Below are 21,578 nucleotides of genomic sequence, written 5' to 3'. Positions count from 1 at the left end.
GGAGAGGGAGCGCCACCCGCGTCTTCACGTCGCGTTTGCCTGATCGGCGCAACATCACGCGAGCGGAGGCAATCCATGCAGCGCGGCACTCTCGATCACCTCAAAGCTTTCAAGGCGGTCGGCCGCGAGCGCAGCTTCACCCGGGCGGCCGCGAAGCTCGGCGTTTCGCAATCCGCGCTCAGCCACACCATCCGCGAGCTCGAAACCCGCCTGGGCGTCCGGCTGCTGACGCGCAACACCCGTGGCGTGAGTCCGACTGAGGCCGGCGAGCGCCTGCTGCACGCCGTGGCGCCGCGGCTCGACGAGATCGAGGCGGAACTCGCCGGGCTACGGGATTTTCAGGACAAGCCCGCCGGCACCATCCGTATCACCGCCGGCGATCATGCCATCCGCTCCATTCTGTGGCCGAAACTCGCTGGGCTGCTCGCGAGCCATCCGGACATCCATGTCGAGCTGGTGTCGGACTATAGGCTCGTCGACATCGTGGAGGAGGGGATGGACGCCGGCGTACGTCTCGGCGAGCAGATTGCGAAGGATATGATTGCGGTCCGCATCAGCCCCGACATCCGCTTCGCGGTTGTCGGATCGCCATCCTATCTGGTCGGCCAGCCCGTGCCGGACACGCCCGACGATCTGCTGCGTCACCGTTGCATCAATCTGCGGCTTTCGACGCATGGCGGACTGTACGCGTGGGAGTTCGAGAAGCGTGGCAAGGAGCTGAAGGTGCGGGTTGAGGGGCAGCTCGTGTTCAACAGCGTCTTCGATATCTATGATGCAGCGCTGGCTGGTTTCGGTCTCGCCTACGTCCCCGAGGATATGGTGCTGGCGGATGTCGAAAGCGGCAGGATGACCCGCCTGCTCGAGAGCTGGTGCGTGCCCTGGACCGGCTACCATTTGTATTACCCGTCGAGCCGCCAATCCTCGGCCGCGTTCGATCTCTTGATCAGCGCGCTGCGCCATCGGCGCTGACATCGTCGGCGGCCGTTTAGGCCACCTGCTGATCGCCGTCTTGATCGGCCGTTGAGCCCGGTCTGCTCTCTGCGCGCGCAACGATGGCATCGAGCGTCGCGACGGCGCGGTTCGTCATCTCGTCGATCGGCGGCACCATGCCGCCGTTGGCGAGCTCGACGCGGTTGCGCCCGCGGTGCTTGGCGCGGTACAGCGCGCCGTCGGCGACGCGCAGGATTTCCGGCAGATCGATGCCGGCCTCGGGATAGGCGGCGACGCCCACCGAGACCGTGACCCGCGGCAACATGCCGTCGCCATAGCTGATATTGAGCGCCTCGACGCGGGCGCGCAGCTCTTCGGCGCGCAGCGCGGCCTCGTCGATCGTGCAGTTCGGCAGCAGCACAACGAACTCCTCGCCGCCGAGCCGGCAGGGCAGGTCGCCGTCGGTGAAGCCGGCTTTGAGGATTTCGCCGACGTGCCGTAGCACGGTGTCGCCGGCCTCGTGGCCGTGATTGTCGTTGAACGACTTGAAGTGATCGATGTCCAGCGTGACCAGGCTGACCGGCGTCCCGTTGCGCGACGCCCTGAGCAATTCGCGGCGCGCGGTCTCGATCAGGCAGCGCCGGTTGTTCAGTCCGGTCAGCGCGTCCCGCAGCGACTGGTCGCGCAGGCCTTCGCGCAGCTTCATGTTGGCGATGGCGATCGACAGATGCTCGGCGCAGGCGAGCCCGAGCCGGGCGCGGTCGGCGAAGCGCGCCTTGGCTTGCGCTGCGGTCTCCTCGCCCTTGAAATTGTACTCGACATGCAACAGGCCGACGGTTTCGCCATGGGCGAGGATCGGGATGCAGCAATAGTTCTCATCGGCGCCGTCGTGGACGTGGTCGCAGCGGAATTCGACCTCGTTGGTGCCGTGAATGTAGACATGGCCGCGGCGCAGGCTCCAGCAATCGTCCGGATGCAGGAAGCGGGTGCGCGCCTCGCCATTCCATTCGGCGGCGACCTCCAGCACGTCGCGGCTGTCGGCGTAGATGTAGAGCGTGCCGGTGCATTCGGGCATCAGGCCGCCGAGCACCTTGGAGATCATCTGGTAGAGCTCGGATTCCGACTTCGCCGATTGCAGCCATTCGCTGAGCTCGGACAAGGTACGCGTCGCAGCATTCAGCCGCTCGTTCTCGACCAGGCTCGCGCGGAACACGGCCAGCGCCCGCGCCATCAGGCCGAGCTCGTTGGTATGGTCGGCATAGGGAATTTCGGTCTGCAGCTCGCCCTTGGCGATCGCCTCCATGCTGCGCGTGATGCGGAAGATCGGCATCGAGACGTCGTGGATGACGAAGAACAGCGTTGCCAGCCCGATCATGACGCTGACGCCGTTGACCGACCACAGCACCCAGCGAAACAGCTGCGCATCCAGCGTCGCGTCCTGGATCGCGCTGTCGGCGCGATGATCGGCGAGCTTGATGGCGTGCTCGACCGCATCGACGACAGCCTGGAAGATCGGAGGCGTCTGGACGTTGACCTCGTGCTCCAGGCGGTTTCGGCTGGCGCCGACCTCGGGCTCGAGCACCACCGCCTGCTGTTTCAGGTACAGGTCCCATTTGTTGATCAACTGATCGAAGGCCATCTTCATCGGCGCATCCGAGCCGATCGTCTCCTGGAAGCGCGCGAGCTTGGCCTGCACCTCGACGATGCGGCGACGAAGCTCGCCCTCGGCCTCGGCGCGCGGATCCGGTGCGGTCGATAACGCGGCGCGGATCGCGACGAGATGGGCGTGCGCGATGCTGACGTTGAGATCGCCGAGCGCTTGGATCTTCGGCACCCGGTCGCGGTTGATGCTCTCGACCGCGTCCTGCAGCGCCGACAGCCGCATCGTGGCGAGCACCGACACGCCGGCGAGGATCGCCAGCAGCAGGAAGACAGAGGTCAGGAGCGAGTTCCTGATCGACACGCTCAGGGAGATCTGTGGCAGATTGAGAGCCATAATACCGACGCTACACCGACGCTGCTACCGACGGCTTGCGATCGGTCGAAGCGGCGCGCACGGGCAGGCCGCGTTTCCCCCTCCAAGCCCCGCGCCATCAGACCCTTGGCCGAATTGCAATTCGGTTACGGAAAGTCCGTAGGGCCCCGGGGGCGGCCTCGAATGCCGGACCTGGTTAAATGCGGGTGTGCCGGAAGGGTGAACGTCAGGCTAACGCGGTGTCAGCCCGGCAGCAGCTCGGTCAGCGAGCGGATGATGCGGTCGGGCTTGACGTCCGAGCCTTCCGGCAGGCCGTCGCCATGGACGTCGATCCAGATCGAATAGATTCCGAGCCGCTGCGGCGCGACGATCTCCCATTCCAGATTGTCGCCGATCATCCAGGTGTCTTCCGGGCCGACGCCGAGTCGCTCCATCGCGTGAAGATAAGCGCGCTCCTCGGGCTTGCCGAAGCCGTGCTCGCCCTCGATCTGGATGTGGTCGAAGCGGTGCGCCAGCGCGAAGCGCTCGATCTTGGCGCGCTGCTGCCCGGCCTCGCCATTGGTGACCAGCGCGAGCCGGACGCCGCGCGCCTTGAACTCGTCGATCGCCTCGTGCGCGCCAGGGAAGACGAACATCTGCTCGTCGCGATAGCGGGTGAAGCGGTCGGCGATCCTGATGGCAAGCTCGACCGGCAGGGCAGGGCCGGCACTGGTCAGCGCCGCGAAGCCGCCTTTCACCACCTCCTGCCGCGCCTGGATCAGCTTCATCCGCCATTCCGCGCCGGCGACCGACCAGAAGCTGCGAGCGGAGGCCAGGATCGCGGCGGCGACGGCGTGCGGCGTATGCGGCGCGAGCTCGTCGGCGAACTCGGTGGCGACGATGTTCCAGGCGATCTCGGGTCGGCCATAGGCCGACAGGATGGTGTCATCCATGTCGATCAGCATGGCGCGGGGCAGGGCGGCGGTCATAACAGTCTTACGGTTCAATCAAACGAGGGTTTCAGGGCCATTTCACTTCGGGCGGCATCGACGACAATATGGACTCCACATTGCCACCGGTTTTCAGCCCAAATGTGGTGCCGCGGTCATAAAGCAGGTTGAATTCGACATAGCGGCCGCGGCGGATCAGTTGCTCCTCGCGCTCGGCCTCTGTCCACGGCGCGGCGAAATTGCGCCGCACCAGCTCCGGATAGACCTCGAGGAATGCGCGGCCGACATCCTGGGTAAAGGCGAGATCGGCGTCCCAGTCGCCGGAATCATGGTGGTCGTAGAAGATGCCGCCGATGCCGCGCGGCTCCTTGCGGTGGGGCAAATAGAAGTACTCGTCGCACCAGCGCTTGTATTTGTCGTAGGACGCGACGGTCGCATGCGCATCGCAGGCGCTCTTCATCGCGGCGTGGAAGGCGAGAGTATCGGGGTCTTCCTGATTGCGCCGGCGATCCAGCACCGGCGTGAGGTCGGCGCCGCCGCCGAACCAGGCCTTGGTGGTGACGACGAAGCGGGTGTTCATGTGCACCGCCGGCACATGCGGCGACCACAGATGCGCGATCAGCGAGATGCCCGACGCCCAGAACCGCGGGTCCTCCGCGGCACCGGGGATCTGGCTGCGGAATTCCGGGGCGAACTCGCCATGCACGGTCGAGCAATGCACGCCGACCTTCTCGAACAGCCGGCCGTGCATCATGCTCATCACGCCGCCACCGCCATGTCCGCCGCTGTGGTCGGTGCGCTCCCAGGGCGTGCGCACGAAGCGGGCGGGCGCGCGCGGATAGAGCTCGGCCGGCGCCTCGTCCTCGAGCCGCTCGAACGCTGCGCAGATCTGGTCGCGCAGGCTCTCGAACCAGGCGCGGGCGCGGGCCTTGCGATCCTCGATGGCGGCAGTGGTCATGGACGTCCCCCAGGCACATTGGCGGTCACCTCGTTGTCAAGAAGCCATGACAGCGGGAGGTGACAGCATCGTTGTCGCTGCAGGTGACGTCCTACCACAATCGGTCAGTCCTGCGGACCGAAATAGGTGCAGGTCTCGCGGCAGCTGTCGCGGTGGACGCTGACCTTGGTGACGTGGCCGATCGAGCGGACGCGCTCGTAGATGAAGCGGCAGAGGTTCTCCAGCGTCGGCAGCCCGATCGCCTCGATCTTGTTCAGAAACTTGTGGTCGAGCGTGGCCTGGATCTCGCCCAGGCGCTGCGTCAGCACGCCGAAATCGACCACCATGCCGGTCCTGGGGTCGGGCGTGCCACGCACCGTGACCTCGGCGCGGAAGGAGTGGCCGTGGATTTCCTGACTCACCTCGCCGAGCGTCGTGTGCGACAGCGCATGCGCGGCCTCGAAGGTGAACGACTTGGTCAATTCCCACATCGGTTCAGTCACAATCCCTATCTGATGCCGATCATCTTGTGCGTCTGCAGGCTGAGCCGCCATTGCGGATGATGCTGGCAATAGTCAATGGCGCGCGCCGTGTTCGCGGCCGCATCAGGCCCGTCCATCGGCTGCAGCGAAAAGCGCTCGAAGGCCAGGCCTTCGAACTTGTCGGGCTCGGCGCCCGCTTGCGGATAGACCAGCTTCAGCTCGTGGCCCTGCCGCAGCTTCAGCTCGGCGCCGGCCTTCGGGCTGACGCAGATCCAGTCGATCCCGTCAGGCGGAATGAGCGTGCCGTTGGTCTCGATCCCGACTGCAAATCCCTGGGCATGCAGCACAGCGATCAGGTCCGCATCGACCTGCAGCAGCGGCTCGCCGCCGGTGAGGATCGTATAGCGGTCGGCCGCGCCGCCTGTCCATTGTCCCGCGATCGCCGCGGCCAGAGCAGCGGCGCTGTCATACCGCCCGCCCAACGTGCCGTCGGTGCCGACGAAATCGGTGTCGCAGAACCGGCAGGTCGCCGAGGTGCGATCGGCCTCGCGGCCGCTCCACAGATTGCAGCCGGCGAAGCGGCAGAACACGGCGGCACGCCCCGCCTGGGTGCCTTCGCCCTGCAGGGTCATGAAGATTTCCTTCACCGCGTAGCTCACACTGATGGTCCCTCTGGAGACTGCAATTGGACGAAATGTCCAACCTGGCGCAGCGCCTCGCCCGTGGCGATGGCCGCGGCCATGGCGACGTTGAGCGAGCGCAGGCCGGGCTTCAACGGGATGCGCAGCCGTGCATCCGCGGCCTCTGCCACCGTGGCGGGCACGCCGACGCTCTCGCGTCCGAGCAGCAGGATATCGCCGCTGCGATAGCTGAAATCCAGATACGACGTCGCGGCCTTGGTCGTCAGCAGCAGCAGGCGGTGACCGGCCGCGGCCCGCCACGCCTCGAACGCCTGCCAGGAATCGTGCCGCCGCCAGTTCAGCTGATCGAGATAGTCCATGCCGGCGCGGCGGAACTGCCGGTCCGACACGGGAAAGCCCGCCGGCTCGATGATGTGGGCGCCGAGGCCGAGGCATGCGCACAGGCGCAGAATCGTTCCGGTGTTCTGCGGAATATCGGGCTGATAGAGCGCGATCTGCATGCGAATAGGTCTTAAGGATGAGGCGGAATGTCCGCTGATGAAGCGGGAATTGGTGCATGGCGTGCTGCAGGGCCGATAGCGGGCTTGCGCTCGTATCGCAAGGGTGCCAATAGAACGATTCTGGACGGCTTGTTCCTACCGGGGCGGTAGCACGAGCCGTTTTCTGCCGCCGCGGGGGACGCGGGCGCCGGCAGGCATCTCCCGGTCACGTGATCTCCAACGCTGAGATCTGACACGTCGAGCGGGGCGTTGCGCCGGCTGCAACGAAAGAAAGGGTTGGAATCGTGACAGCGTCTACTGCGGATCATCCGACACGCCGGGATTTTCTCTTCGTCGCCACGGGCGCGACCGCAGCGGTCGGTGGCGTGGCCGCCCTGTGGCCCTTCATCTCCCAGATGAATCCCGATGCCTCGACCATCGCGGCGGGTGCGCCGATCGAGGTCGACCTCACCCCGGTCGCCGAGGGGCAGGACATCAAGGTGTTCTGGCGCGGCAAGCCGATCTACATCTCCCACCGCACCAAGAAGCAGATCGAGGAGGTCCGCGCGGTTCCGGTGTCGAGCCTGATCGATCCGGCGACCGACCAGTCGCGCACCAAGGACGGCCACGAGCAGTGGCTCGTCGTGATCGGCATCTGCACCCATCTCGGCTGTATCCCGATCGCCCATGAGGGCAATTACGACGGCTTCTTCTGCCCGTGCCACGGCTCGCAGTACGATGCGTCCGGCCGCGTCCGCCAGGGACCCGCGCCGCTGAACCTGCCCGTCCCGCCCTATCAGTTCGTTTCCGACACCAAGATCCAGATCGGCTGAGCCGACGTTACGTCGGCAAGCTCAAGCTCGATCGTGCAAGATAATTCTTTCAGGAACGCATCATGAGTGGACCATCTGACTACCAGCCGAGCCACCCCGCCTTGAAGTGGCTCGAGCAGCGACTCCCCATCATCGGCCTGGTCCACTCGTCCTTCGTTGCCTATCCGACGCCGCGGAACCTGAACTACTGGTGGACCTTCGGCGCCATCCTGTCGATGATGCTGGGGGTGCAGATCCTGACCGGCGTGATCCTGGCGATGCACTACACGCCGCACGCCGATCTCGCCTTCAAGTCGGTCGAACTGATCGTCCGTGACGTCAATTACGGCTGGCTGATCCGCAACATGCATGCGGCCGGCGCATCCATGTTCTTCCTCGCCGTCTACATCCACATGTTCCGCGGACTCTATTACGGGTCGTACAAGGCGCCGCGCGAGGTGCTCTGGATCCTCGGCGTCATCATCTACCTCCTGATGATGGCCACGGGCTTCATGGGCTACGTGCTGCCGTGGGGCCAGATGAGCTTCTGGGGCGCCACCGTCATCACCAATCTGTTCTCGGCCGTGCCGTATTTCGGCGAGGCCATCGTGACCCTGCTGTGGGGCGGCTACTCCGTCGGTAATCCCACGCTCAACCGCTTCTTCGCGCTGCATTACCTGCTGCCGTTCCTGATCGCCGGCGTGGTCGTGCTGCACGTCTGGGCCCTGCACGTCGCCGGTCAGAACAACCCGGCCGGCGTCGAGCCGAAGACCGAGAAGGACATGGTGCCGTTCACGCCGTACGCGACCATCAAGGACTTCTTCGGCGTCACCTGCTTCCTGATCTTTTATTCCTGGTTCATCTTCTACATGCCGAACTATCTCGGCGAGGCCGACAACTACATCCCGGCCAACCCGGCGGTGACTCCGGCGCACATCGTCCCCGAATGGTACTATCTGCCGTTCTACGCGATCCTGCGCTCGATCCCGAACAAGCTGGCTGGCGTCGTGGCGATGTTCGCGGCCATCATCGTGCTGGTGTTCCTGCCCTGGCTCGACGCGGCCAAGACCCGCTCGAACAAGTACCGCCCGCTCGGCAAGCAGTTCTTCTGGATATTCTTTGCCGTCTGCATCGGCCTCGGCTATCTCGGCGCGCAGCCGCCGGAGGGCATCTACGTCATCCTCGGCCGCATCCTGACCGTGCTGTACTTCGCCTACTTCCTGATCGTGCTGCCGCTGCTGTCGGTGATCGAAAAGCCGCGTCCGCTGCCGAATTCGATCGCCGACGACGTGCTGGCCAAGTCGGGCCGCAAGGCGGTGGCCGCCGTCGCGATCGCGCTGGTCGCCGTCGGCTCGCTGCTCTCCGTCGGCATGGGCGAGGCCCGTGCCAGCGAGGGCAGCGCCACGCCGCCGTCGGCGACGTGGTCGTTCGCCGGCCCGTTCGGCAAGTTCGATCGTGGCGCCGTGCAGCGTGGCCTGAAGATCTACAAGGAAGTCTGTTCGGCCTGCCACTCGCTGAACTTCGTGGCATTCCGCAATCTCGCCGAGCCCGGCGGCCCCGGCTATACGCCGGCACAGGCGGCGGCCTTCGCGGCCGAGTACAAGATCAAGGACGGTCCGAACGACGCCGGCGACATGTTCGAGCGTCCGGGCCGCCTGGCCGACTACTTCCCGGCGCCGTTCCCGAACGAACAGGCGGCGCGCGCGGCGAACGGCGGCGCGGCTCCTCCGGATCTGTCGCTGATCGCCAAGGCGCGCTCCTACAAGCGGGGCTTTCCCTGGTTCCTGATCGACCTGTTCACCCAGTTCCAGGAGCAGGGCCCGAACTACATCAACGCGCTGCTGCAGGGCTATGAGGACAACCCGCCGCACGGCGTCACCATCCCGGACGGCTCGTACTACAACAAGTACTTCCCCGGCAACGCGATCAAGATGCCGAAGCCGCTGTCCGACGGCCAGGTGACCTATGACGACGGCTCGCCGACGACGCTGGCGCAATATGCCCACGACGTCACGACCTTCCTGATGTGGGCCGCCGAGCCGCACATGGAAGCGCGCAAGCGTCTCGGCTATCAGGTGTTCATCTTCCTGATCATCTTCGCCGGCCTGATGTACTTCACCAAGAAGCGCGTCTGGGCCGCCGCCCACTGAGCGGCGCGCGGACATCACTGCTGAGTTTGAAAAAGCCCCTGCGGGGGCTTTTTTGTTGTCGACCACAGAGCCTGATGTGGATCAGAGCTGGAGCGGCGCGGCCGGTGCGCTCCCTCTCCCCGTTCTTCACGGGGAGCGGGTCGGGGTGAGTGGCAGCCGCACGGGCGGTGAGCGTGGTGAAAGCTGTGAGGCAGGGGCAGACGCGCGAGTAGCGTGCGCGGATGGACCTGTACCCTCTCACCCGGATTGCATCTGACGATGCAATCCGACCTCTCCCCGCCCTAGCGAAGCGTCGCTTCGCCCCGGCGGGGCGAGGTACACCAGCCAGCCGCCGAGAGCGGGGCTGACGTGAAACGTTTGCTGCCGCTTGCTAGCCCCACCAGCAAGAACAAGGAGCCACTCCATGCCTTCACTCCTCGCCTTCGCCGGCGCGGCCGGGCTCGAGATCGCCGGCTGCTTCGCGTTCTGGGCGTGGTTGCGCCTTGGCCAGTCGCCGCTGTGGCTGTTGCCCGGCATGGCCGCACTCGCCGGCTTCGCCGCGTTGCTCACCGTCGCCGACAGCCCGTTCGCCGGCCGCGCCTATGCCGCCTATGGCGGCATCTACATCGCCGCGGCGCTGTCGTGGGGCTGGCTGGTCGAAGGCCATCGTCCGGATGTCTGGGACATCGCCGGCGCGCTGATCTGCCTCGCCGGCATGGCCATAATCCTGTTCGCCCCGCGCGCGATGCCGGTGTAGCGCTGTACTGCCTGTTCTCGACGTTTCTCGCTCCGTCATTCCGGGGCGCGCGGAGCGCGAGCCCGGAATCCATAGCCACAGGCCGGCTTGGGACGAAGAGCAGAGCCGCGCCATCCCCGTTCCTCACGCTCAGTCGTGGTTATGGATTCCGGGCTCGCCCTTCGGGCGCCCCGGAATGACGAGAGGCGCTTTCGACAAGGTGACCGATGGACCACTGCTCTCACGTTCGAGCGAAGCCTCCGGCCTGTTGTCGCACCGTCACGGGATTTGCGGTAAACCGCAATCCCAACTGTCAACAGAAACGACGGAGGACCACATGGGCACTCTTATCAGCTTCAAGCGTCCCGACGGCCAGGAGGCCAAGGGCTATCTCGCCAAGGCGGCGAAGGCCGATGCGCCGGGCGTCGTCGTCATTCAGGAATGGTGGGGCCTGCAGGACCAGATCAAGGGCATGGCCGATCGTTTCGCGCTGGCTGGTTTCAACGCCCTGGCCCCCGACCTCTACAAGGGCACGGTGGTGCCGTATCACGACACGGACGCGGCGGGGCGCGAGATGAACTCGCTCGACTTCATGGACGCGACCACGCAGACCGTGCGCGGCGCCGCGCAATATCTCGCCCGCAACGGCGCCAAGGTCGGCCTCACCGGCTTCTGTCTCGGCGGCGCGGTGACGATCATCGGCGCCACCAAGATCGACGAGCTCGCCGCCGGTGTCGTGTTCTACGGCATCCCGCCGGAGCAGGCGGCGAAGCCCGCCGACGTCAAGATCCCGCTGCAGGCGCATTTCGCCAACACCGACGATTGGTGCACGCCGGCGCTGGTCGACGGTTTCGAGAAGGCGATGCAGGCCGCCGGCAAATCGCTCGAGCTGTATCGCTACGACGCCGAGCATGCCTTCGTGAACGAGCAGCGCATGACGGTGCACGACCGCGCCGCCGCCGAGCTCGCCTGGGGCCGGGCCACGGCGTTCTTCCACAAACATCTCGGATGAGCTGAGCGCGTCGCGCCGACCGATCGATCCGCGCGGGTCAGACCGCGCGGGCGGTCGCTGCGCCCGGCGCCAACGGTTCGACATCGTCGCTGATCGAACCGTTGTCCACCGGTTCCGGAGAGGCCGCGCTGGCCGCCTCGTCGGCGGATCGCCGTCGACGCTTTGTCCTCTTCGCCTGCGCTTCGAGGAAGCAATCGAGCAGCGTCTGCTGCTTCGGGAGCGCATGCGACACGGAAGGCTGTTTGCCGCGAGCCATGTTAACCAAGGTAATTCAATATGGTTAACCAATCATTGCCACACTATTGCAGATAGACAACAGGTGTTGCCTTCACGCCCGGTCAAGTTATGTAACTTTTTGGGCTGACGGCAACTGCCGGTAGGTGAATAAGGCGTGATACACGCGCGCAACATGAGGTTGTGATGTGTGTCACACCCGGTGGATGCAGGTTTTCTCCCCGCGTCCGGCCTCTTATGCCCGCGAATCACCTTTATTTCCGGCGGGTCTTGCGCGGCAGCTGCGTTCGCGCAGCTGTCGTGTCGTTCATTATCCGAACCGGCGCGCGCCGCCGTTTGTCGGACGATATCAATCTGAGGTAGCATCCCCGAATTCTTTGTTCTGTTCAGGGAGACGGCATTTGAGTGTGGCCTTTGCGCTCGCGGGCCTGGGCGGCTTGAACGCCCATGGCGCCGGCTTTCTCGATACCGCCCGTGCCTGGGGCGTCGCGCCGGATCTCGTGACGGTGACTTCGGGGCAGATCCTGGTGCTCGCCGCCTGGCTGCAGGGCCGAGACCTGCGCGATGAGCTGATCTCCTCGGACCGCGCACGTGATCCGACGTCGCAACTGCGCACGGTGATATTCGGCTATCCCGGCGTGTTCCGCCCCGCCTATGCGGAGGCGCTGGCGCGCTTCGCCTCCTGGCCGGACTGGCGCGACGGTCCGTTCAACGTGCTCGCCGATCGCCTGCTGCCGGCGCAGCAATACGTCCCGGTGCGCAGCGAGGCCGACTTCGTCCGCACCGCGGAGACGCTGAACGCGACGCCGATCGGCGTCGTCTTCAACACCTACGACCCCGAGGCCGGCACCGGCTGTCTTTACGGCAACGACGCCGCGCGCGACCTGCTGCCGCAGCAGAAGTCGATCCGCAACGACCATGGCGAAAAGGCGCGACGCTCGGCCGCGAAGCGCGACCTGCGCTATGCCTCCGACGTCAGCGCCGAGCGCTCCATCCGTCCGATCACGCCGGAGGCGATCAAGGCCGCGCTGTGGCTGTCGCTCTACGGCTTCACGGCGCTGCCCCAGGGACAGATGGACGGCGCCTATCACCGCGCCAGCATCATCTCCGAACTCCACCGCTTCGACCGCATCTTCGCCGTTCGCCCGCTCGCTCAGGGCTGGCAGGGCCACGCTCCCGCCAATTGGTTCGAGGTGCAGGACTGGACCACCGAGATGTGGTTCTCGGTCGGCTACAAGGCCGAAGTCGACGCGCTGAAGCGCATCAACGACCTGATCGAGGCCGGCGTCATCACCGACTCGAAATACAAGCCTGTGGAGTTGGTCGAGATCCAGCCGGAGACTCCGGCCGGCTACTTCAACTACTTCGTGGAGCGCGGCGAGGTGTATGAGGCCGCGGTCGTGGCGACGGAGCTGAAGTTCGCAGAGCTCGGGTTGGTGAAGCCGGCATGAGAGACATGATGCATGGCATGCGCCGGATAACGGCTCGTACTTGAACTCTCTGTGAGTAGATGTGAACTCGCACTGCAACACCGGTTCACTCCCCTTCCCCTTGCGGGGAGGGGAGCGCACCGTCAATCTTGGCGGCGAGGGGGCTCTCACGACGTGTCGACATTGCTAGCGAGCTATCAGCCGATCAAGGATCCCGCATGACCATCGACCCGATCACATTCGTAGACGCATCTTCCGGTGACAAGGCGTGCGTGCTGGTTCGCGTCGTCGGCGCCAGCGTCGGGGTGGCGCTTTCGTCGCGGACTGACGGAGACATAGAGGTCTTCATGGCTGCCGCAGAACTCGATCGGGTCATCGGTGCGCTTCAGCAAGCTAGCGAGGCGATGAGGCGCGAGTGAAGCGGCATGCCTCGCCCCAACTGAACGCACGGGCTTGTTGCATCGGGACACCTGGAATCTCGTGGCGATGTCTTCGACATCCACCGCAGTCAATCGCGATGGCCGGGCGCAGCGGGTAGCGGTTGTTCTCGCTGCATGTGTCGCAACGTGCGTTTGGAAGCCAAATTGCTTAATCGCTCCAAGCTGATTTGGCCTGTCCAGTTCCTCCTGCAAAAATAATCTTCTTTCTATTTTTCAGAATTCGTGCTTTGATGCACGTGTCCCACCCCGGCACGAGGGGCGTATCGCGATCGTCACGACACGCGGGGTGGAGATGCGGTGGGCGGGTCACGTCGCAGCATGGCTTGGCCGTGCGGACGAACGGCGGGCGCGCACGGTGAAGTCGCACGGTCCTGGCCTCCCGACGCTGAGGCTACGCTGGTGGTGATGATGATCCGCCGGTCACGGGGGCAAGACAGCCCGGTCCCCGGGGAGAATGCGTATAATCCGTCCAACCATCGCGCAGGGAAGGCCGGTCGTCCGGCTGACCTGTGGTGACTGCCGCCTGCTTTTTTGCTGCAGGCGGGCCATGGGCATCAGCCGATGCCCGGCCTTCCCTGCGCCCTCGACTGGGAGGGCGATGCTGAAGCATAGCTCGGGCGCGGGATGCGTCGCGAGGACCTGCATGCTCGTTCCCGGATTAGCGCGCTTGTGGCGGACAGAAGGACATCGCGCAGGTCGATGGAGCCCAAGGTCTCGCGGCGGAGCCGGTCGGCTCCCCTCCCCCTTGCGGGGAGGGGTTGGGGGTGGGGGTCCACGGGCGATGAACTCTCTGGGAGCTCAAGCCATGTTTGTGCGAGTGATGAAGCCAGGTCGATCAGGCTGCACGCTGGAGCGCCGGCAGGGAGACGCCGGCGCTGGCGTTGTTTGTTGGCTCATCGAGAGAGCGGGACTCGTGGACCCCCACCCCCAACCCCTCCCCGCAAGGGGGAGGGGAGTTGGCAGCTGGGCCCATCCGAGAGTTCGAGCGCCTTGGCGGCTAAATGGGACGTCGATCTTGGCTCCCACCCCCACCTGTGTCCCCGCCGCCCTTGACCCCGGCCGTCCCCCGTGGTCATTTCCCCGCCATGAGCACCGTCGTCCGCCCAGCCCGTCTCTGGTGGCGCACCTTGTAAAAGGTGGCCGGTGCGATTCATTTGACATTCGATCGCAGAGGGGCCGCCACGCAGCGGCGGCTTCCGGTTGGTCCTGTGTGGCGTTTCCTCGGCAAATTCCGTAAGAGGACGCCCAAGAGGACCCCATGAACAGGACCGTTTTCGCCCTTCCGGCCCGCAGCGACTACCGCACGTCAGGCGGTCTCGCGATCACGCGCGCCGTCGAGCAGTTTTCCGGCGGCGCCAGCCGGCTGGACGACCTGATCGACCTGCTCGACCGCCGCCGTGGCGTGGTGCTGTCCTCCGGCACCACCGTGCCCGGCCGCTACGAGAGCTTCGACCTCGGTTTCGCCGATCCGCCGCTGGTGCTGGAGACCAAGGGCACCGATTTCACTCTGCAGGCGCTGAACCGCCGCGGCGAGGTGCTGATCGCCTTCCTCAAGGACACGCTGCGCGAGCCCTGCGTGGTCATTGCCGCGGCGTCGCCGGCGCGACTGGCCGGCCACATCGTCCGCGGCCCCGCTCCGGTCGAGGAGGACCAGCGCACCCGGCGCGCCAGCGTGATGTCGCTGGTACGCGCGATGATCGCCGCACTGTCGGCCAATGACGATCCGCTGCTCGGCCTGTTCGGCGCCTTCGCCTACGACCTCGTGTTCCAGATCGAGGACCTCGAGCAAAAACGGCCGCGCGAAAAGGACCAGCGCGACATCGTGCTCTACGTGCCGGATCGCCTGCTGGCCTATGACCGCGCCACTGGCCGTGGCGTGGTTCTGTCTTACGATTTTTCCTGGAACGGCCAGTCGACATCGGGCCTGCCGCGCGAGACCGACGCGAGCATCTACTTGAAGGAGCCGCGCCAGGGCTTTGCCGACCACGCGCCCGGCGAATACCAGGCGACGGTCGAGAAGGCGCGCGCGGCGTTTGCCCGCGGCGACCTGTTCGAGGCGGTGCCCGGCCAGCTGTTCGCTGAGCCCTGCGAGCGCTCGCCGGCGGAAGTGTTCCAGCGGCTCTGCCGCATCAACCCGTCGCCCTATGGCGCGCTGATGAATCTCGGCGACGGCGAATTCCTCGTCTCGGCCTCGCCGGAAATGTTCGTCCGCTCCGACGGAAGGCGTGTCGAGACCTGCCCGATCTCCGGCACCATCGCGCGCGGCCGCGACGCCATCGGCGATGCCGAGCAGATCCGCCAGCTCCTGAACTCGGAAAAGGACGAGTTCGAGCTCAACATGTGCACCGACGTCGATCGCAACGACAAGGCGCGCATCTGCGTGCCCGGCACCATCAAGGTGCTGGCGCGCCGCCAGATCGAGACCTATTCGAAACTGTTCCACACCGTCGATCACGTCGAGGGCATGTTGCGGCCGGGCTTCGACGCGCTGGATGCGTTCCTCACCCACGCCTGGGCGGTCACCGTGACCGGCGCGCCAAAGCTGTGGGCGATGCAATTCGTCGAGGACAATGAGCGCTCGCCGCGGCGCTGGTACGCCGGCGCGATCGGCGCGGTCAATTTCGACGGCTCGATCAACACCGGTCTCACCATCCGCACCATCCGCATGAAGGACGGCCTCGCCGAGGTGCGCGTCGGCGCCACCTGCCTGTTCGATTCCGACCCGGCGGCCGAGGACAAGGAGTGCCAGGTCAAGGCGGCGGCGCTGTTCCAGGCGCTGCGCGGCGATCCGCCGAAGCCGCTGTCCTCGACCGCGCCGGACGCCACCGGCTCGGGCAAGAACGTGCTGCTGATCGATCACGACGATTCGTTCGTGCACATGCTGGCTGACTACTTCCGCCAGGTCGGCGCCAACGTCACCGTGGTGCGCTACATCCATGCGCTGACCATGCTGGCCGAGCGCAGCTGGGATCTCATCGTGCTGTCGCCGGGGCCGGGCCGCCCGGAGGACTTCAAGATCTCGACGACCATCGACGCGGCACTCGCCAGGAAGTTGCCGATCTTCGGCGTGTGCCTCGGCGTGCAGGCGATGGGCGAATATTTCGGCGGCCAGCTCGGCCAGCTCGCGCAGCCCGCGCATGGCCGGCCCTCACGCGTGCAGGTGCGCGGCGGACGGCTGATGCAGGGGCTGCCGAACGAGATTGTCATCGGCCGCTATCATTCCCTGTTCGTCGAGCGCGACAGCATGCCGGAGGTGCTGACGGTGACGGCGGCGACCGAGGACGGGGTGGCGATGGCGATCGAGCACAAGACGCTGCCGGTCGGCGGCGTGCAGTTCCACCCGGAATCGCTGATGTCGCTCGGCGATGCCGTGGGCTTGAGGATCGTGGAGAATGCGTTCCGGCTCAATCAGCCGGGGAGTTGATCAACACCGTCATTGCGAGGAGCGCAGCGACGAAGCAATCCAGTTCTTCTCTCGCGGTCCCTGGATTGCTTCCGCCTTCGCCCAAACGGGATTCGGCGGACATGTAGCTTCGCTCGCAATGACGGCAACACATAGAGTGGATGAGAGCACGATGACGTTCGATCTGGACATCAAGAACACGGTCCGCACCATTCCGGACTATCCCAAGCCCGGCATCCTGTTCCGGGACATCACGACCCTGCTGGCGGACGCGCGCGCGTTCCGCCGCGCGGTCGACGAGCTGGTGCATCCGTGGGCCGGCTCGAAGATGGACAAGGTCGCCGGCATCGAGGCGCGCGGCTTCATCCTCGGCGGCGCGGTCGCGCACCAGCTCTCGGCGGGCTTCGTGCCGATCCGCAAGAAGGGCAAGCTGCCGCACAAGACCGTCAGCATGTCCTATGCGCTGGAATACGGCACCGACGAGATGGAGATGCATGTCGACGCGGTGCAGCCCGGCGAGCGCGTGATCCTGGTCGACGATCTCATCGCCACGGGCGGCACGGCGGAGGGCGCGGTGAAGCTGCTGCGCCAGATCGGCGCCACCGTGGTGGCGGCCTGCTTCATCATCGATCTGCCGGATCTCGGCGGCGCCGCCAAGCTGCGTGCGCTCGACGTGCCCGTGCGCTCGCTGATCGCGTTCGAGGGCCATTGAGGAGGCGGCATCAGGACCGCTGCATCAGGAGCTCGTTCTCGATCTCCCGGAACGCGTAATAGTTGCGGCGGATCCATTGATAGAGCTCGGTGGAGCCGTCCTTCTCCTGGCGCAGATAGCCGGTGAAGGAGAACGAGAAACGCTCGATATAGGTCCTGAGGAAGGCCGGCAGGGCGGCGATGCGCAGGTGCTTGCCGCGGCTGTAGAGGTCGGGCAGCTCCTCGCGCAGCACGTGGTCGTTCTCGACCACGATCAGCTGGGGCCGGGGGATCTGTCGCCGCAGGCTTTCATAGGCGCGCATCGACACCCGGTCGCCTTCCGCACAATAAAGGACGATGGGGACCACGTTCCGCCGTGCGGCCTCCTTCAAAAAGCCGATCTCCTCGGACATTTTGAAGAACTCGTCGAACGAGTAGAAGCCGAGGTCGATCACCTTGGCGATGCCGTCGTTGAGGATCACCCGATCCATCAATTGGATCTTGCCGTAGGTGTCCTCGATGGTCGCGGTTTCCGTGATCTGCGGCAGATAGTCGAGCAGCGACGGCTCGCGCAGGGTGACGTCGAAGGCGAGCACCTGGCCGTTCTTGAGCAGCAGGAACTCGCTCAGGACCCGCGCAAGCAGCGTCTTCCCGGACTGCGGCCGGGGCGAGCAGACGATGTAGACGGGCGTCGCGGGCATCCGACCTATATCAGGTCAAACGCGCTTGCGATAAAGCCCCATCATTCACGGAGCTGCTATTTTTCCCCGGCAGGCCGCGGCGCCGCCGGCTTGCTCGACCCGACGATGTCGGTCAGCTTGATCCGGTCGTACTCGCTCCAGACATTGGCGAGCCAATGCCGGACATAGCCACGCAGCACGAAGGAGTAGTTGGCGGCCTCGTCGCGCGGGCCCTTGTTGGCGACGAATTTGAGGAACGGCACCGAGGCGACCTCGACCTGCTCGAACGCCATTTCGTTCAGCTTCGGGATGGTCAGCTCGGTCGCATCCTTGATGCGGTGGAAGTAGGAATTGTAGGTCGACTGGTCCCACTCGAAGAAGCTGGTGTTGTTGATGAAGTTCTTCACCAGGAAATACTTCGCCCCGATCATGTAGCTCGCCGTCTCGGCGATCTCGTCCAGCGAAGCGATCGAGGAGCCCAGGATGTGGAACACCGCGAAGGTGATCTGGCCGGAACGGGCGGCGTCGAGGAAGCCGATGTCGCGCAAGGCTGCCAGGGTCGGGGACATCAAGCCGGCGCGGACGTCGATCACGGTCACCGACGGGGCCACGGCGCTCAGGGTGTCGAAGATCTTCATCTGGTCCGGCGTCGAGTTCATGTCGACGATCTCGGTGATCTCCGGATGGAAGCGCTTCAGCGTGCCGCGCGGATGCTCGGTGTCGAACGCCCGGGTGGGGACGTTGTTGGCGCTGAAATAATCGAGCAACGTCCGGGACACCGTGGTCTTGCCGACCCCGCCCTTGTCCGCGCCCACCACAACCACTGCCGGTTTCGCCATGGAAAGTCCTTCAGCCCTGAGGCCGGCCAGTGGGCCGGCGCATTGCATTCTGCTTTGGGCGCGAACATGGCAGAAACGCTGAAGAATTCAAATTCATTGCAGCACGGGACGGGGGAAATTTGCGCCTTTGCTGCAACAGGGCGAGGCAATCCGGAGCATTTCCGCCGAATCCGCCCGGGCGGCTTCGATGCACTTGAGAGGGAGTGGCAGGACCGCTGCACGCAGTGCGCGATCAGCGTACGAACCCGAGGCTCGTCCCAGGGATCAGTGCCTGCCCCAGGGTCCGGAGGCGGGGGTGGTCCACGGGCCCTGCGGCGCATCGGCCGCTGCGGGCGAGGCATTTGGAGCTTCGGCATGACCCCAGGGCCCGTCCGCGGCAGGCAGTGGAGGCGGAGCATTCTCATCTGCCGTTCCATCTCCGTTCTCAGCGGTTTCGGACGGCAGCGCCAGCGGGCCGGGATCGTGGCCGCCGGCGAACTTGATCAGCGCCTGGACGCGGGCATCGACCGAGGGGTGGGTGGCGAACAGATCGGCGAAGCCCTCGCGTGGATTGTCGACACACAATTCCATCACGGCCGAGGTTGCGCCAGGCAGCTCGCCGCGGCCTTCGATCTTGCGCAGTGCGCTGATCATGGCGTCCGGGTTCTTGGTCAGCTCGACCGCGCCGGCATCGGCCAGATATTCGCGGGTCCGCGACAGCGCCAGCTTGACGACCTGCGACATCAGCCAGGCCACCACGATCAAGACCACTGCGATGAGCACCACAACGATGGCGCCGCCGCCGGAGCCCTTGCGGTCGGAATCGGACGACGACGAGGACGACGAGGAACGGCCCCAGCCGCCGCCCCAGCTCATATTGGTGAACAACCGGAAGAACAATTCGCCGAAGAAGCCGACCACGCCGGCGATGATGACGGCCACCACCATCAGCTGGACGTCGCCGTTGCGGATATGGGTCAGCTCGTGACCCAGCACCGCCTCGATCTCCTGGTCGTCGAGTGCCGCGAGCAGGCCGGTGGTGACCGTGACCGAATATTGCCGCGGGTTGAGGCCGGTGGCGAAGGCGTTCAGCGCCGGGCTGTCCATGATCTTCAGCTGCGGCATCGTGATGCCGCGCGAGATGCAGAGGTTTTCCAGCAGATTGTACAGCCGCGGCTGCTCCTGGCGGGTCACGGAGCTCCCGCCGGTCACCGCATCGATCATCTTCTGGTGGAAGAAATAGGCGATCACGATCCAGGCGGCCGCCCCGATCGTGGCCCAGGGCAGCGCCTTGATCAGGTCGCGTGTGGCGGCGTTCATGTAATAGGCGACGCTGCCATTGCCGTTGATCATGACCTCCGCGATCAGCGCGCCCGCGAACACCAGGACGTAGATCAGCAGGAACAGGCCGCCGAGCAGCAGCATCGAACGGGTCTTGTTCGATGCGATGTGGGTGTAGAGACCGTAGGCGGCCATGATGTCGGGCCCTTCAGCGGAGAGGGCGCCGGCTCAGAACTTGACGCTCGGCGCGGCCTCGACCTCGGCGCGGCTGGTGCCGAGATCGAAGAATTCCTTGCGGGTGAAGCCGAAGGTCCCTGCGAACAGCGCCGCGGGGAGCTGCTGGATGCCGGTATTGTATTCCTGAACGGCATTGTTGAAGAAGCGGCGGCTGGCGGCGATCTTGTTCTCGATGTCGGACAGCTCGCCGGCGAGCTGCTGGAAATTGGCGTTGGCCTTGAGGTCCGGATAGGCCTCGGACAGCGCGATCAGCCGGCCGAGCGCGCCGGACAGCTGGCCCTCGGCGGCGGAGACCTGGGCCGGGCCCTGAGCCGAAATGGCGGCGTTCCGCGCCTTGATCACCTCGTCCAGGGTGCCGCGCTCATGCGCGGCGTAGCCTTTCACGGTCTCGACCAAGTTCGGGATCAAATCGTGGCGCAGCTTGAGCTGGACGTCGATGTCGGCAAAGGCCTGGCCGACGCGCTGGCTGAGGGCCACCAGCCGGTTGTAGGCGCCGAAGGCGAACAGCACGAGAATGACGAGGATGCCGAGGACGATCCAGCCGGACATGACGGGCTCCGAGGGAGAGGGCAGGAGGACGAGGCGGCCGGCACATGGCGGCGCCGCCGGTCCCAGGGTGGACCGGCGTGCATTGGTCGCGGCAGGGCGGCTGCCCGTTCAAGCCGCGCCGGCCCAAGTGCCTTGTTCGGCTGTCGTCCAGGCGTCCGGCCCGATGTCAGCGGTTTCGGCTTAATAGGGGCGAGCGACTCGCCATTTCTGGTCGGGATCGTTGCCCTTGATGTCGCCCGGCGCCGTGTCGGCTTGCGAGGTGTAGAGCGGGCGGTAGCGGTAGGCCCACATCTTCTTGCCGTCGCTGCGGGTGATGACCGTGAAATCGCCGGTCGCGACCGCATTGTCGGGCGCGGGCAGCGGCGGACGCTTCTGGGCGCACTCGCCGTCGCAGGTCGACTTGTTTCCGGTGTTGTCGCGCTCGGTATAGTACAGCGTCATGCCCTTGAGGTCGGTCAGGATCGGGCCGTTCTTGCCGAGGACGGCCTTGGCCGGCGCCGGGCCGGCTTCTTGCTTGGGCGGGGGCGGCGGTTCGGAGCCGTGGCCTCCGCCATGTCCGCCGGCAAAGGCGGTCCCCGCCGAAGCCACCAGAATTGCAGCGATCGTTATCGTCCTCAACATCGACACGCGTTCCCTTGTGAGCAGCGCCTTCAGCGCCCGTTGCAGCTCACCGTAGCAAACGCGAATTTCTCTCGGGTTTCGCGAAGTCGACAAAATGAGAGGCAAGTTCGACCTGCCGTTAACTATGCCGGGC

General features: G+C 65.5%; 21 protein-coding genes. 9 read left to right on the top strand and 12 right to left on the bottom strand.

Annotation, left to right across the window (positions count from 1 at the left end):
* The first annotated feature begins 75 nt into the window (after positions 1 to 75).
* Positions 76 to 969: a LysR family transcriptional regulator gene (locus tag ACQR1L_RS06395; RefSeq protein ID WP_434857079.1), complete on the top strand. Its 894-nt coding sequence runs from the start codon at positions 76 to 78 to the stop codon at positions 967 to 969.
* A 16-nt stretch (positions 970 to 985) separates the two neighbouring features.
* On the opposite strand, the gene ACQR1L_RS06390 is transcribed toward ACQR1L_RS06395, so the two are convergent.
* The 6 genes from ACQR1L_RS06390 to ACQR1L_RS06365 form a co-directional block, all read right to left on the bottom strand.
* Positions 986 to 2,926 carry a diguanylate cyclase gene (locus ACQR1L_RS06390; RefSeq protein ID WP_434857078.1) on the bottom strand — a complete coding sequence of 647 codons (1,941 nt, stop codon included), beginning with the start codon at positions 2,924 to 2,926 and terminating at the stop codon, positions 986 to 988.
* Between the two features lie 221 nt (positions 2,927 to 3,147).
* Positions 3,148 to 3,873, bottom strand: a complete 726-nt coding sequence (locus ACQR1L_RS06385; RefSeq protein ID WP_434857077.1) for an HAD family hydrolase — start codon at positions 3,871 to 3,873, stop codon at positions 3,148 to 3,150.
* 31 nt (positions 3,874 to 3,904) lie between these two features.
* Positions 3,905 to 4,792, bottom strand: coding sequence for an oxygen-dependent coproporphyrinogen oxidase (gene hemF / locus ACQR1L_RS06380; protein ID WP_434857076.1), 888 nt, complete (start codon positions 4,790 to 4,792; stop codon positions 3,905 to 3,907).
* 104 nt (positions 4,793 to 4,896) lie between these two features.
* On the bottom strand, positions 4,897 to 5,262 hold the full coding sequence (locus ACQR1L_RS06375; RefSeq protein ID WP_434857075.1) for a 6-pyruvoyl trahydropterin synthase family protein: 366 nt from the start codon (positions 5,260 to 5,262) through the stop codon (positions 4,897 to 4,899).
* Positions 5,263 to 5,279: 17 nt separating this feature from the next.
* Entirely contained in the window at positions 5,280 to 5,912 is a 633-nt protein-coding gene (queE, locus tag ACQR1L_RS06370; RefSeq protein ID WP_434857074.1) for a 7-carboxy-7-deazaguanine synthase, read from the bottom strand.
* Complete coding sequence (locus ACQR1L_RS06365; RefSeq protein WP_434857073.1) at positions 5,909 to 6,394, bottom strand: tRNA (cytidine(34)-2'-O)-methyltransferase; 486 nt, start codon at positions 6,392 to 6,394, stop codon at positions 5,909 to 5,911. Before ACQR1L_RS06365 ends, queE begins: the two co-directional genes overlap by 4 nt.
* Positions 6,395 to 6,675: 281 nt before the next feature.
* Between ACQR1L_RS06365 and petA the strand changes: the two genes are divergently transcribed.
* The 4 genes from petA to ACQR1L_RS06345 all read left to right on the top strand — a co-directional run bounded on the left by petA (position 6,676) and on the right by ACQR1L_RS06345 (position 11,062).
* Complete coding sequence (gene petA, locus ACQR1L_RS06360; protein ID WP_434857252.1) at positions 6,676 to 7,206, top strand: ubiquinol-cytochrome c reductase iron-sulfur subunit; 531 nt, start codon at positions 6,676 to 6,678, stop codon at positions 7,204 to 7,206.
* A gap of 62 nt (positions 7,207 to 7,268) precedes the next feature.
* On the top strand, positions 7,269 to 9,335 hold the full coding sequence (locus tag ACQR1L_RS06355) for a cytochrome c1 (RefSeq protein ID WP_434857072.1): 2,067 nt from the start codon (positions 7,269 to 7,271) through the stop codon (positions 9,333 to 9,335).
* 403 nt (positions 9,336 to 9,738) lie between these two features.
* Positions 9,739 to 10,071 (top strand): YnfA family protein, encoded by a 333-nt coding sequence (locus ACQR1L_RS06350; RefSeq protein ID WP_434857071.1) that lies wholly within the window; start codon positions 9,739 to 9,741, stop codon positions 10,069 to 10,071.
* Positions 10,072 to 10,387: 316 nt separating this feature from the next.
* Positions 10,388 to 11,062: a dienelactone hydrolase family protein gene (locus ACQR1L_RS06345; protein ID WP_434857070.1), complete on the top strand. Its 675-nt coding sequence runs from the start codon at positions 10,388 to 10,390 to the stop codon at positions 11,060 to 11,062.
* Between the two features lie 37 nt (positions 11,063 to 11,099).
* On the opposite strand, the gene ACQR1L_RS06340 is transcribed toward ACQR1L_RS06345, so the two are convergent.
* Entirely contained in the window at positions 11,100 to 11,294 is a 195-nt protein-coding gene (locus tag ACQR1L_RS06340; RefSeq protein WP_434857069.1) for a hypothetical protein, read from the bottom strand.
* A gap of 403 nt (positions 11,295 to 11,697) precedes the next feature.
* Between ACQR1L_RS06340 and ACQR1L_RS06335 the strand changes: the two genes are divergently transcribed.
* The 4 genes from ACQR1L_RS06335 (at position 11,698) to ACQR1L_RS06320 (ending at position 17,281) form a co-directional block, all read left to right on the top strand.
* Positions 11,698 to 12,747 carry a hypothetical protein gene (locus ACQR1L_RS06335; protein ID WP_434857068.1) on the top strand — a complete coding sequence of 350 codons (1,050 nt, stop codon included), beginning with the start codon at positions 11,698 to 11,700 and terminating at the stop codon, positions 12,745 to 12,747.
* A gap of 197 nt (positions 12,748 to 12,944) precedes the next feature.
* A complete protein-coding gene (locus ACQR1L_RS06330) occupies positions 12,945 to 13,145 on the top strand; it encodes a hypothetical protein (protein WP_434857067.1) in 201 nt (66 codons plus the stop codon).
* A 1,279-nt stretch (positions 13,146 to 14,424) separates the two neighbouring features.
* Positions 14,425 to 16,590, top strand: a complete 2,166-nt coding sequence (locus tag ACQR1L_RS06325; protein WP_434857066.1) for an anthranilate synthase component I — start codon at positions 14,425 to 14,427, stop codon at positions 16,588 to 16,590.
* Between the two features lie 151 nt (positions 16,591 to 16,741).
* Positions 16,742 to 17,281: an adenine phosphoribosyltransferase gene (locus ACQR1L_RS06320; RefSeq protein WP_434857065.1), complete on the top strand. Its 540-nt coding sequence runs from the start codon at positions 16,742 to 16,744 to the stop codon at positions 17,279 to 17,281.
* A gap of 10 nt (positions 17,282 to 17,291) precedes the next feature.
* Here the strand turns inward: ACQR1L_RS06320 and ACQR1L_RS06315 are convergent, their stop codons facing one another.
* The 5 genes from ACQR1L_RS06315 to ACQR1L_RS06295 form a co-directional block, all read right to left on the bottom strand.
* Positions 17,292 to 17,960: a hypothetical protein gene (locus ACQR1L_RS06315; RefSeq protein WP_434857064.1), complete on the bottom strand. Its 669-nt coding sequence runs from the start codon at positions 17,958 to 17,960 to the stop codon at positions 17,292 to 17,294.
* A 56-nt stretch (positions 17,961 to 18,016) separates the two neighbouring features.
* Positions 18,017 to 18,778: a hypothetical protein gene (locus ACQR1L_RS06310; RefSeq protein WP_035646707.1), complete on the bottom strand. Its 762-nt coding sequence runs from the start codon at positions 18,776 to 18,778 to the stop codon at positions 18,017 to 18,019.
* Between the two features lie 264 nt (positions 18,779 to 19,042).
* Positions 19,043 to 20,233, bottom strand: coding sequence for a M48 family metalloprotease (locus tag ACQR1L_RS06305; RefSeq protein ID WP_434857063.1), 1,191 nt, complete (start codon positions 20,231 to 20,233; stop codon positions 19,043 to 19,045).
* Between the two features lie 33 nt (positions 20,234 to 20,266).
* Positions 20,267 to 20,824, bottom strand: coding sequence for a LemA family protein (locus tag ACQR1L_RS06300; protein WP_009028732.1), 558 nt, complete (start codon positions 20,822 to 20,824; stop codon positions 20,267 to 20,269).
* A 180-nt stretch (positions 20,825 to 21,004) separates the two neighbouring features.
* Positions 21,005 to 21,445: a COG4315 family predicted lipoprotein gene (locus ACQR1L_RS06295; protein ID WP_434857062.1), complete on the bottom strand. Its 441-nt coding sequence runs from the start codon at positions 21,443 to 21,445 to the stop codon at positions 21,005 to 21,007.
* Positions 21,446 to 21,578: the final 133 nt, after the last annotated feature.

The organism is Bradyrhizobium sp. HKCCYLR20261 (genome assembly GCF_051168435.1).
Classification (GTDB): domain Bacteria; phylum Pseudomonadota; class Alphaproteobacteria; order Rhizobiales; family Xanthobacteraceae; genus Bradyrhizobium.
This window is presented reverse-complemented; position numbering and strand designations above follow the sequence as displayed.

What these genes read in the sequence shown, in the direction of transcription:
- ACQR1L_RS06395 (WP_434857079.1), top strand. Translation starts at nt 76, where the DNA reads ATGCAGCGCGGCACTCTCGATCACCTCAAAGCTTTCAAGGCGGTCGGC.
- ACQR1L_RS06390 (WP_434857078.1), bottom strand. Translation starts at nt 2,926, where the DNA reads ATGGCTCTCAATCTGCCACAGATCTCCCTGAGCGTGTCGATCAGGAAC.
- ACQR1L_RS06385 (WP_434857077.1), bottom strand. Translation starts at nt 3,873, where the DNA reads ATGACCGCCGCCCTGCCCCGCGCCATGCTGATCGACATGGATGACACC.
- hemF (WP_434857076.1), bottom strand. Translation starts at nt 4,792, where the DNA reads ATGACCACTGCCGCCATCGAGGATCGCAAGGCCCGCGCCCGCGCCTGG.
- ACQR1L_RS06375 (WP_434857075.1), bottom strand. Translation starts at nt 5,262, where the DNA reads ATGTGGGAATTGACCAAGTCGTTCACCTTCGAGGCCGCGCATGCGCTG.
- ACQR1L_RS06365 (WP_434857073.1), bottom strand. Translation starts at nt 6,394, where the DNA reads ATGCAGATCGCGCTCTATCAGCCCGATATTCCGCAGAACACCGGAACG.
- ACQR1L_RS06355 (WP_434857072.1), top strand. Translation starts at nt 7,269, where the DNA reads ATGAGTGGACCATCTGACTACCAGCCGAGCCACCCCGCCTTGAAGTGG.
- ACQR1L_RS06350 (WP_434857071.1), top strand. Translation starts at nt 9,739, where the DNA reads ATGCCTTCACTCCTCGCCTTCGCCGGCGCGGCCGGGCTCGAGATCGCC.
- ACQR1L_RS06345 (WP_434857070.1), top strand. Translation starts at nt 10,388, where the DNA reads ATGGGCACTCTTATCAGCTTCAAGCGTCCCGACGGCCAGGAGGCCAAG.
- ACQR1L_RS06330 (WP_434857067.1), top strand. Translation starts at nt 12,945, where the DNA reads ATGACCATCGACCCGATCACATTCGTAGACGCATCTTCCGGTGACAAG.
- ACQR1L_RS06325 (WP_434857066.1), top strand. Translation starts at nt 14,425, where the DNA reads ATGAACAGGACCGTTTTCGCCCTTCCGGCCCGCAGCGACTACCGCACG.
- ACQR1L_RS06320 (WP_434857065.1), top strand. Translation starts at nt 16,742, where the DNA reads ATGACGTTCGATCTGGACATCAAGAACACGGTCCGCACCATTCCGGAC.
- ACQR1L_RS06315 (WP_434857064.1), bottom strand. Translation starts at nt 17,960, where the DNA reads ATGCCCGCGACGCCCGTCTACATCGTCTGCTCGCCCCGGCCGCAGTCC.
- ACQR1L_RS06310 (WP_035646707.1), bottom strand. Translation starts at nt 18,778, where the DNA reads ATGGCGAAACCGGCAGTGGTTGTGGTGGGCGCGGACAAGGGCGGGGTC.
- ACQR1L_RS06305 (WP_434857063.1), bottom strand. Translation starts at nt 20,233, where the DNA reads ATGGCCGCCTACGGTCTCTACACCCACATCGCATCGAACAAGACCCGT.
- ACQR1L_RS06300 (WP_009028732.1), bottom strand. Translation starts at nt 20,824, where the DNA reads ATGTCCGGCTGGATCGTCCTCGGCATCCTCGTCATTCTCGTGCTGTTC.
- ACQR1L_RS06295 (WP_434857062.1), bottom strand. Translation starts at nt 21,445, where the DNA reads ATGTTGAGGACGATAACGATCGCTGCAATTCTGGTGGCTTCGGCGGGG.